Origin of the sequence: Amycolatopsis sp. NPDC059657 (genome assembly GCF_042734395.1) — a bacterium.
Taxonomy (GTDB): Bacteria; Actinomycetota; Actinomycetes; order Mycobacteriales; family Pseudonocardiaceae; genus Amycolatopsis.
This window is the reverse complement of sequence record NZ_JBHWEB010000217.1, coordinates 1-8,123: the sequence shown is the minus strand read 5'-3', so window position 1 is coordinate 8,123 and position 8,123 is coordinate 1. Positions and strand designations below refer to the sequence as shown.

Annotated in this window: 9 protein-coding genes; 5 read left to right on the top strand and 4 right to left on the bottom strand. The window is 67.4% G+C overall.

Going from position 1 to position 8,123, the window contains the following annotated elements:
- Positions 1 to 98: 98 nt before the first annotated feature.
- The 3 genes from ACFV15_RS47155 to ACFV15_RS47145 all read left to right on the top strand — a co-directional run bounded on the left by ACFV15_RS47155 (position 99) and on the right by ACFV15_RS47145 (position 4,937).
- Positions 99 to 1,013, top strand: a complete 915-nt coding sequence (locus ACFV15_RS47155) for an NADP-dependent oxidoreductase (RefSeq protein ID WP_378359935.1) — start codon at positions 99 to 101, stop codon at positions 1,011 to 1,013.
- 110 nt (positions 1,014 to 1,123) lie between these two features.
- Positions 1,124 to 2,872 (top strand): lipoxygenase family protein, encoded by a 1,749-nt coding sequence (locus ACFV15_RS47150; RefSeq protein ID WP_378359933.1) that lies wholly within the window; start codon positions 1,124 to 1,126, stop codon positions 2,870 to 2,872.
- 160 nt (positions 2,873 to 3,032) lie between these two features.
- The gene (locus ACFV15_RS47145; protein ID WP_378359931.1) at positions 3,033 to 4,937 is read left to right on the top strand and encodes a S8 family serine peptidase; all 1,905 of its coding nucleotides are present in this window, start codon (positions 3,033 to 3,035) and stop codon (positions 4,935 to 4,937) included.
- A 44-nt stretch (positions 4,938 to 4,981) separates the two neighbouring features.
- On the opposite strand, the gene ACFV15_RS47140 is transcribed toward ACFV15_RS47145, so the two are convergent.
- The 3 genes from ACFV15_RS47140 to ACFV15_RS47130 are packed head-to-tail and all read right to left on the bottom strand — an operon-like array spanning position 4,982 to position 6,032.
- Entirely contained in the window at positions 4,982 to 5,614 is a 633-nt protein-coding gene (locus ACFV15_RS47140; protein ID WP_378359929.1) for a class I SAM-dependent methyltransferase, read from the bottom strand.
- A gap of 9 nt (positions 5,615 to 5,623) precedes the next feature.
- Positions 5,624 to 5,824, bottom strand: a complete 201-nt coding sequence (locus ACFV15_RS47135) for a hypothetical protein (protein ID WP_378359927.1) — start codon at positions 5,822 to 5,824, stop codon at positions 5,624 to 5,626.
- Positions 5,814 to 6,032, bottom strand: coding sequence for a DUF6400 family protein (locus tag ACFV15_RS47130; protein WP_378359925.1), 219 nt, complete (start codon positions 6,030 to 6,032; stop codon positions 5,814 to 5,816). The genes ACFV15_RS47135 and ACFV15_RS47130 overlap by 11 nt, the downstream gene beginning before the upstream one ends.
- 83 nt (positions 6,033 to 6,115) lie before the next feature.
- Between ACFV15_RS47130 and ACFV15_RS47125 the strand changes: the two genes are divergently transcribed.
- Positions 6,116 to 6,853 carry an SDR family oxidoreductase gene (locus ACFV15_RS47125; protein ID WP_378359923.1) on the top strand — a complete coding sequence of 246 codons (738 nt, stop codon included), beginning with the start codon at positions 6,116 to 6,118 and terminating at the stop codon, positions 6,851 to 6,853.
- 104 nt (positions 6,854 to 6,957) lie between these two features.
- On the opposite strand, the gene ACFV15_RS47120 is transcribed toward ACFV15_RS47125, so the two are convergent.
- On the bottom strand, positions 6,958 to 7,572 hold the full coding sequence (locus ACFV15_RS47120; protein WP_378359921.1) for a TetR/AcrR family transcriptional regulator C-terminal domain-containing protein: 615 nt from the start codon (positions 7,570 to 7,572) through the stop codon (positions 6,958 to 6,960).
- Between the two features lie 82 nt (positions 7,573 to 7,654).
- Here ACFV15_RS47120 and ACFV15_RS47115 point away from each other — a divergent pair, with 82 nt between their 5' ends.
- On the top strand, positions 7,655 to 8,074 hold the full coding sequence (locus ACFV15_RS47115) for an ester cyclase (RefSeq protein ID WP_378359919.1): 420 nt from the start codon (positions 7,655 to 7,657) through the stop codon (positions 8,072 to 8,074).
- The last annotated feature ends 49 nt before the right edge of the window (positions 8,075 to 8,123 follow it).

The following is an 8,123-nucleotide window of genomic DNA, read 5'->3' as shown; positions in this document are numbered from 1 at the left end:
GGTTAGAACCGGCCGTACCACTCACGACCCCACGACTCTCTTGACCTCGACCTTGCTTGAGGTACCAGGCTCGTTGGCAGTCAACGAGGAGGTACCGAATGAAGGTCGCAGGGTTCACCGAGGCCGGCGCGCCCGAGGTGTTGCGGGTTCTCGAGGTCGAGGACCCGCACCCGGGGCCGGGGCAGGTGAGGGTCCGCGTCAAGGCCGCGGGCGTGCAGCCGTACGACGCGGCGGTGCGGGCCGGGTGGGAGCCGCCGGGCGCTGATCTGCGGTGGCCGCGGGTGCCCGGCAATGAGTTCGCCGGGATCGTCGATGAGGTCGGCGAAGGTGCCACCCTGGCAGGCGTGAACGACGAGGTGCTCGGGTTCACCCAGCTCGGGGCTTACGCGGAGTACGTCGTCGTGCCGCAGGAGCATGTGACCGCCAAGCCGGCGGACATGCCGTGGGCGGTCGCGGGCGGGTTCACCGCGGGCATGCAAACCGCGCATATCGCGCTGGAAGTGCTCAAGGTGGCCAACGGCGACACGATCCTGATTCATGCGGCCGCCGGATCAGTCGGCACCGCGGCCGTTCAGCTCGCCGCACTCCGAGGTGCCACAGTCGTCGGGACCGCGAGCGAGGCCAATCAGGACTACGTGCGCTCGCTCGGCGCCACCCCGGTCGTGTACGGCGACGGGCTTCTCGACCGGGTGAAGCTGGCCGCGCCGCAGGGGGTCGACGCGGTACTTGACGGAGCCGGGGGCGTCGCGCTGGAGGTTTCGCTGGAACTGGTCGAAGATCGGAGCCGGATTCTCACGCTCGTCGAGCATGAAAAGGCAGCCGCGCTCGGCGTGCGGGTCTCGAAGAGCGGGCGGTCGGCGGAGCGGCTGGCCGAGCTCGCGGCGCTCTACGCGAAGGGAGACCTGAGGTTCCATGTTCGCAGGACGTACCCGCTGAGTCGGGCGGCCGACGCGCATCGTGAGATCGAGGCCGGGCACGGGCGGGGTAAGGTCGTGATCGACTTCACGTCTTGAATTAAGAGATACTGATAAGTGAATAAGATTCGACTAAATATCTGAGATGCGCCAGTGACATGTAGTAGATCTCCGATTAGGCTGCCGTTCCACTAGAGGTGGAGGCAGCCTTGACCGAGTACCTGATCTCCCAGCATGACGGGCGCGCCGAACGTGCCGAGCAGCTGGCGGCCGTCCGTGCGGGGTACACCTACAACCTGGAGCTCGGGTTCCCGGTGTCCTCCGGCATGCGGGACGAGGACGCGCCGGAGCGTCCATGGCAGCTCAAGGCGCTGGAGACGCAGGAAAAGGTCCGCCTCAATCTGCGGGTGCTCAAACGCCGCGGTCAGTGGAACTTCGTCAACGACCTCCAGCCGCTCGCGCCGTTGCGGCTGGCCGAGATGGTCAAGCAGGACGACATCGCCGGGCTCGTCGACTACTTCATGCCGGTCCCTGGTGGCACGAAGCGGCTCGACCCGGCGAAGACGCTCAAGGAGTTCCAGGACGTCTTCGCGTTGCTGAAGCCGCCGGAGGCGGTCGGCTGGTTCGAATCGGACGAGTACTTCGCGGAGAACTTCGTCGCCGGGCCCGACCCGACACGGCTCGTGCGGCTCGACGAGGTGCCGGGTAAGTTTCCGCTCACCTCGGATCATCTCGCCTCCGTGCCGGAGCTCGCGGGGGAGAACCTGGCCGCCGCCATCGTGGCGAAACGGGTCTATTGGGTGGATTACCAGGCGATGTCCGCTTTGGACAACGGCAGGCATCCACAGGCGCCGAAGTACATGTACGCGCCTATGGTGGCGTTCGCGGTGCCCCGTGCCGGCGGGGCACTGCGTCCGTTCGCCATCCAATGTGGACAGGACCCGGCAGGTCGCGACATCTACACCCCGCTCGACGGCTATTCGTGGAAGCTCGCCAAGAACTGTGTGCTCGCCGCGCACAACACCTACCACGAAGTGCTGACGCACCTGGGCTTCACACACCTGGTGAGCGAGGCAGTGCTGCTCGCGGCCGTGCGCAACCTCGCCGCGAATCACCCGGTCTCGATCCTGCTGAAGCGGCATTTCGAGGGCACGATGTCCATCAACAAGCTCGCGGTCGAGCTGTTGATCCAGCCGGGCAAGGCCGTCGAATACCTGATCGGCTCCGATCTCAAGAGCACTTACCCGTGGCTCGCGAAGCATCGCCTCGCATTCTCCTTTCGTGGCAACTACTTGCCGAACAAGCTCGCGAGCGCCGGCGTCGACAGCCTCGCGACGCTGCCGCATCACCCCTACCGAGACGACGGCCTGTTGGTGTGGAACGCGATCCAGCGCTGGGTCGGCGAGTTCGTCGCCGGGTACTACAAATCGGATGCCGACGTGCTCGGCGACCACGAGCTGCAGGGCTGGGCGGCCGAGGCGGCCTCGCCGACCGGCGGGCACATCACGGACTTCGGGGCGACGCCGGGGCAGATCGCCGATCGCCAGGATCTCGTTGAAATATTGACAATGGTCATCTGGATCGCGGGCCCGCAGCACGCGGTCGTCAATTTCGCGCAGAAGGACCATATGTCCTTTCTGCCCGCGAATCCGCTGGCGGGCTATACCGAAGAGCCGCGCGGCCGTGACCATACCGAAGCCGATTGGCTCGCCCATCTTCCGCCACTTGACGTCGCGGTCCAGCAATTCTGCGTGATGACATTCCTGGGCTCGGTGCACCACACGCTGCTCGGCGACTACGAGGACGACTTCCGTCGTACGCCGATTGCCGTAGCGCAGCGGGGTTTCCTCTCCGACCTGGCCGCGGCCGAGGACGAGATCGCCCAGCGGAACCGCAGGCGGGCTCACTCGTACGAGTATCTGAAACCTTCTCAGATTCCTAATAGCACCAATATTTAACCGAAGCCAGCCCCGATCGATTCGGGATATCAGCATGTGGGCATGGATCATCTTCCAGACTTTGGTTGGTGTTCATCTCGGGTGTTGCTCCTTACATTTCCCTCACTACACCCTGTCAGGGGTGACTCGAAGTGAGTGATACGAGATGTTGGAGTAACCCATGCGCAGATTCAACCGAGTCGCGTTGTACTCGGTTCCGGTTGCGGTCGGAGCGCTGCTGCTTTCAGCCAGCGTTTCCGTGGCGCAGCCGTCCGCCGCGGATCAAGACGCAGCGCGCACTGACGCCGGAATCGGTGCGCTGCAAGGAATCAAGCAGTCCCTGACGGCCGCGGAGCGCAAGCAGTCGAGCGCGCTCGTGGTCGAGAAGCGCCTGCGCCAGGACCAGAACCTCGCGCGCAAGCTGCCGGACTACCGCACCAACCTGAAGACCAGCGGCGACAAGGTCTCCGTCGACATCAAGGCCACTGTGGATGGTGCGCTGCTCAGCGCCGTCACGGCGGCGGGTGGCACGGTGAAGGACGCGCAGGCCGACTCGATCCGTGCCGAGCTGCCGCTCACCGCCGTCGACAAGATCGCCGACCGCGCGCAGGTCGCCTCGGTGAAGCCCGCCGCGCAGGCCATCACCTGGACCGAATCCGCCCCGCAGGACCGTCGTCAGCAGGCCGCCCAGCAGGCCATCGCCGCCGCGACCGTGTCCGAAGGGGACAAGGCGCACGGCGCTGACACCGCGCGCACGAAGTACGGTGTGAGCGGCAAGGGCATCAAGGTCTGCGTGCTCTCCGACGGCATCGATTCGCTCAAGGCCTCGCAGGACGCGGGCGAACTCCCCGCCGTGGACGTGCTCCCCGGACAGGCCGGCAGCGGTGACGAGGGCACCGCGATGCTGGAGCTGGTCCACGACCTGGCGCCCGACGCGACGCTCGGCTACGCGACCGCGTTCACCAGCGAGGCCAGCTTCGCGGCCAACATCCGCGCGCTGCGCACCACCGGCAAGTGCAACGTGATCGTCGACGACGTCGCCTACTTCGACGAGTCGCCGTTCCAGGACGGCCCGGTCGCGCAGGCGGTCAACGACGTCACCGCCGCCGGCGTGCTCTACTTCTCCTCCGCGGGCAACTCGGGCAACAAGACCGACGGCACCAGCGGTTACTGGGAAGGCGACTTCGTCAGCTCCGGCAAGAAGATCAGCGGCAAGTCGGGTATCGCGCACGACTTCGACCCCGGCTCGGCCATCCAGATCTACAACCCGCTGTCGGCCGGTTCGCTCAAGAAGCCGGTGACGCTGTTCTGGTCCGACCCGTGGGGCAAGTCCGCCAACGACTACGACCTGTTCATCCTGAACTCGTCCGGCAACGTCGTGGCGTCCAGTGAGGACACTCAGAACGGCAACCAGAACCCGTACGAGATCGCGAGCGTGCCGACCACCGGCTCCGGTTACCGGGTCGCGGTCGTCAAGTACAGCGGTGCCGACCGGTTCCTCGCGCTCAACGTGATCCGTGGTCGTTTTGTCGACTCCGGCACGCTGAAAGGCTTCAGCACCAACGGCGTGACCTCGGGTCACTCGTCGGCGGCCAACGCGTTCAGCGTCGCGGCTGCCCCGGCGGCGACCGCGTTCACCCGCCCGCTGGAGACCGGTGACCCGGCCAACCCGGCGGGCCCGTACCCCGGTCTCTTCACCGCCGCGAGCAAGAACGAGCGGTTCTCGTCCGACGGCCTGCGCCGCCAGTTCTACACGGCCGCCGGTGTGGCTCTGACGCCCGGCAACTTCTCCGCCACCGGCGGCACTGTCCGTCAGAAGCCGGACATCACCGCCGCTGACGGCACCGCCACCACGGTCGCCGGGTTCCAGCCGTTCTTCGGCACCTCGGCGGCGGCCCCGCACGCGGCGGCCATCGCGGCGCTGCTGCTCTCCGGCAAGCCGGCGGCGACCCCGGCGCAGATCCGCTCCGCGCTCATCGCCAGCACGATCGACATCGGCGCGCCCGGTGTCGACTCGGTGACCGGCAACGGCGTGATCATGGCAGGCCCGGCGCTCGCCGCGCTGGGTGTGGCCGCGGTCAACTGAGGTTCGAGGGGTTACTGAAGGCCGTCACCGCGAGGTGGCGGCCTTCAGTGCTTTTTGACGCAGGCCAAGAGATGGAACGGGAACCGCCCGGTCGGGACGCGGACGCGTTCGTCGAGAGTCAGGCCAGCGTCGGCGAGCAGCCCGATGACCTCGTCGGCCTCTCGGATCCGGAACCCCTGCTCGGTGAAACCCTGCTTGCGCATGCCTTCCGGGTCACCGATGCCGACCACGATCTTGCCGCCGTCCTTGAGCACCCGCGCGATTTCGCGGAACGCCGCCGTGACGTCTTCGATGAAGTAGATGGTGTTGCAGGTGATCGCGCCGTCGAGTGACGCGTCGGGCAGCGGAAGTTCGGTCAGTGAAGCGGAATGCAGCTTCAGCCGTGCGTCGCCGCGATGCCGGGAGCGCGCGCTGTCGAGCATCGTCTCGGAGATGTCGGCGCCGTGCACCGTGCCGTCCGGGCCGACCTTGGCGAGCAGGAGCTTGAGCCCGATGCCACCACCGAAGCCGAAGTCGGCCACGGTTTCGCCGCCGGTGAGACGCAGCGCGTCGACCGCGCCGGTGACCGGCTTGGCGTTGCCGCGGTTGAGCAGCGCGCCGATGATCTTGCCTGGCACTCCGCTGGGATGGCCGAGTTGCTTCGCCACGCCCGCCTTGAAGCCGTCAAGAAGTCCCATGCTGCGACATTATGCGGATTTTCGGGTGTCGTGGCTCCACAGATGGGCACAGCTCGGGCACTGCAGGTGCAGCACGGTCGCGCGGTTCGTCAGCAGGAACTGCCAATGCTCGGAGCAGTTGCCGTCGTCGTCGCAGTCGGTCCCGTGCGCGCAGCGCGGGCAGGGGAGCCAGGCTCGGCGGCTCGGGTCCGCGGTCGGGTCAAGCGGCATCGCGGTCCTCCCTCCGCGGGAGCACGCCCGCCTCGACCAGGTCGTTGTGGATGGCTTGCTGCTCGGCGTCGAGGCCGGAGAACAGCAACGCGTAGGCCGCCTCTTCCTCGCGCAACGCCGTGACCGGGTCCCAGCCGGGGCCCAGCGCTTTGAGCACCTCGGCGCGTCGCCGCAGCTCGTCGGCGGTCAGGTCGAAAGAGAACTCCATAGCCGCCAGGGTGAGTAAGCGGGCAAGGTGATCGCAATGGCGGGACGCGAGACTTTCGCCATATCGAGACGGAGAGGATACGTATGACTACGGAGGGTCGCACCGCGGTCGTGACCGGGGCGGGGTCGGGGCTCGGCAGGCGCATCGCGCGGGCGCTGCTCGACGCCGGCTACCAGGTCGCGCTGGCCGGGCGCCGGGAAGACGCGCTGCGGGAGACGGCTTCCGAAGGCGCGCTCGTCGTGCCGACCGACGTGACCGACGAGGCTTCGGTGGCGGCGCTGTTCGACACCGTCCGCGCCTCGTGGGGGCGGCTCGACCTGCTGGTCAACAACGCGGGCCTGTCGGTGTGGGGGATGCCGGATGAGCTGTTGGCCGAGGATTGGCGGCGGACGGTCGACACCAACCTGACCGGCTCGTTCCTGTGCGCGCGGGAGGCGTTCCGGCTGATGCGGGCGCAGGAGCCGCAGGGCGGGCGGATCATCAACAACGGCTCGATCTCCGCGACCAGCCCGCGGCCTGGCAGCATCGCGTACACCGCGACCAAGCACGCGATCACCGGCCTGACCAAGTCGCTTTCGCTGGACGGGCGGCCGTTCGGGATCGCGTGCGGGCAAATCGACATCGGCAACGCGGCGACGGAAATGACCGAGAAGATGGCGCACGGGGTGCCCCAGGCGGACGGCACCCTCAAGGTCGAGCCGACCTTCGACGCCCGGCACGTGGCGGACGCCGTGCTCTACATGGCGGGCCTGCCGCTGGACGCGAACGTCCAGTTCCTGACGATCACGGCGACGACCATGCCCTTCATCGGCCGGGGCTGACGCTGGGCCGGGGAAAAAAATCCCAATGCGGCTTTGGTCAGCTTTGAGCTGACGAATGCCACATTGGCGTGCTGAAACCTGACGAATGCCGCATTGGGATTTTTTTACTGGGCCGGGGTGGCGAGGGCCCGGATGAGCAGGTCCAGGCCGTGGTCGAACTCGCGGGCGTGGTCGTAGGCGGCGAGGGTGGGGGAGGCGGCGGCGACCAGCGGGTATTCGGTGGCGTCGATGGGCTCGGCGTAGGGGGAGATGGCGACGCCGCCGAGTGAGGGCGTGGTTTCGGCTTCGCGCATGAGGGCGCCGGTGACGTAGGCGACGATCGCGCGCAGGGCGTGGACGGCTTCGGGGCCGTGGTAGCCGGCGTCGGCCAGCGTGGCCAGCGCGCGCTCGACGGGGCGCAGGCCGCTTTCGGTGCCCAGGCGGCGCAGCGCGAGCAGTACGAAGGCGTGGGGGTAGCGGCGGGAGAGGTCGCGCAGCGCGTGGGCCTGCGCGCGGAGGCGGTCGCGCCAGTCGCCGTCGCCCGCCGGGGTGTCGAGCTCGGCGAAGACGCGCTCGCTGACCGCGTCGAGCAGTGCGGCCTTGTTCGGGATGTGGTTGTAGAGCGACATCGTGCCCGCGTCGAGCTCGGCCGCGAGTTTGCGCATCGAGACGGCGTCGAGGCCGTCGCGTTCGATGAGCGTGATGGCCGCGTCGACGATGCGGTCCCTGGTGAGTCCCACTGCTGTCCTCCCTTGACGTACGTACAGTGTACGTGCCACCGTCGTACGTACGGTGTACGTGTCATCACAAGGGAGTGCGAAGATGAGCAGGGAACGCAGGGAAGCGATCGTCCGCGAGCACATGGAGTCGGAGAACGTGCACGCGTTCGACGTCACGCTCGGCACCTTCGAGCATCCGCGGTACGAGCTGATCCCGACCGGGCAGGTCTTCGATGGCGCGGAAGAGGTGTCCGCCTATTACGAGAAGACCCGCGGCGCGTTCCCGGATCAGCGCAACGAGCTGATCTCGCTGCGCCACGCCGACGACGCGGTGATCGTCGAGTTCGACCTGCTCGGGACGCACAAGGGCAGCTTCATGGGCGAGGAGCCGACCGGCCGGGAGTTCCGCTGCCGGATGACCGCTTTCTTCCTGTTCGAGGACGACCGGCTCGTCTGCGAGCGGGTCTACTACGACGTGGCCACAATTCTCACCCAGCTGGGACTCACTTCCCAGGTAGCGTGAAGCAGTCGCGGGGTGGGGTGGTGTGGGGTGAGAACTAGAAAACCCACCC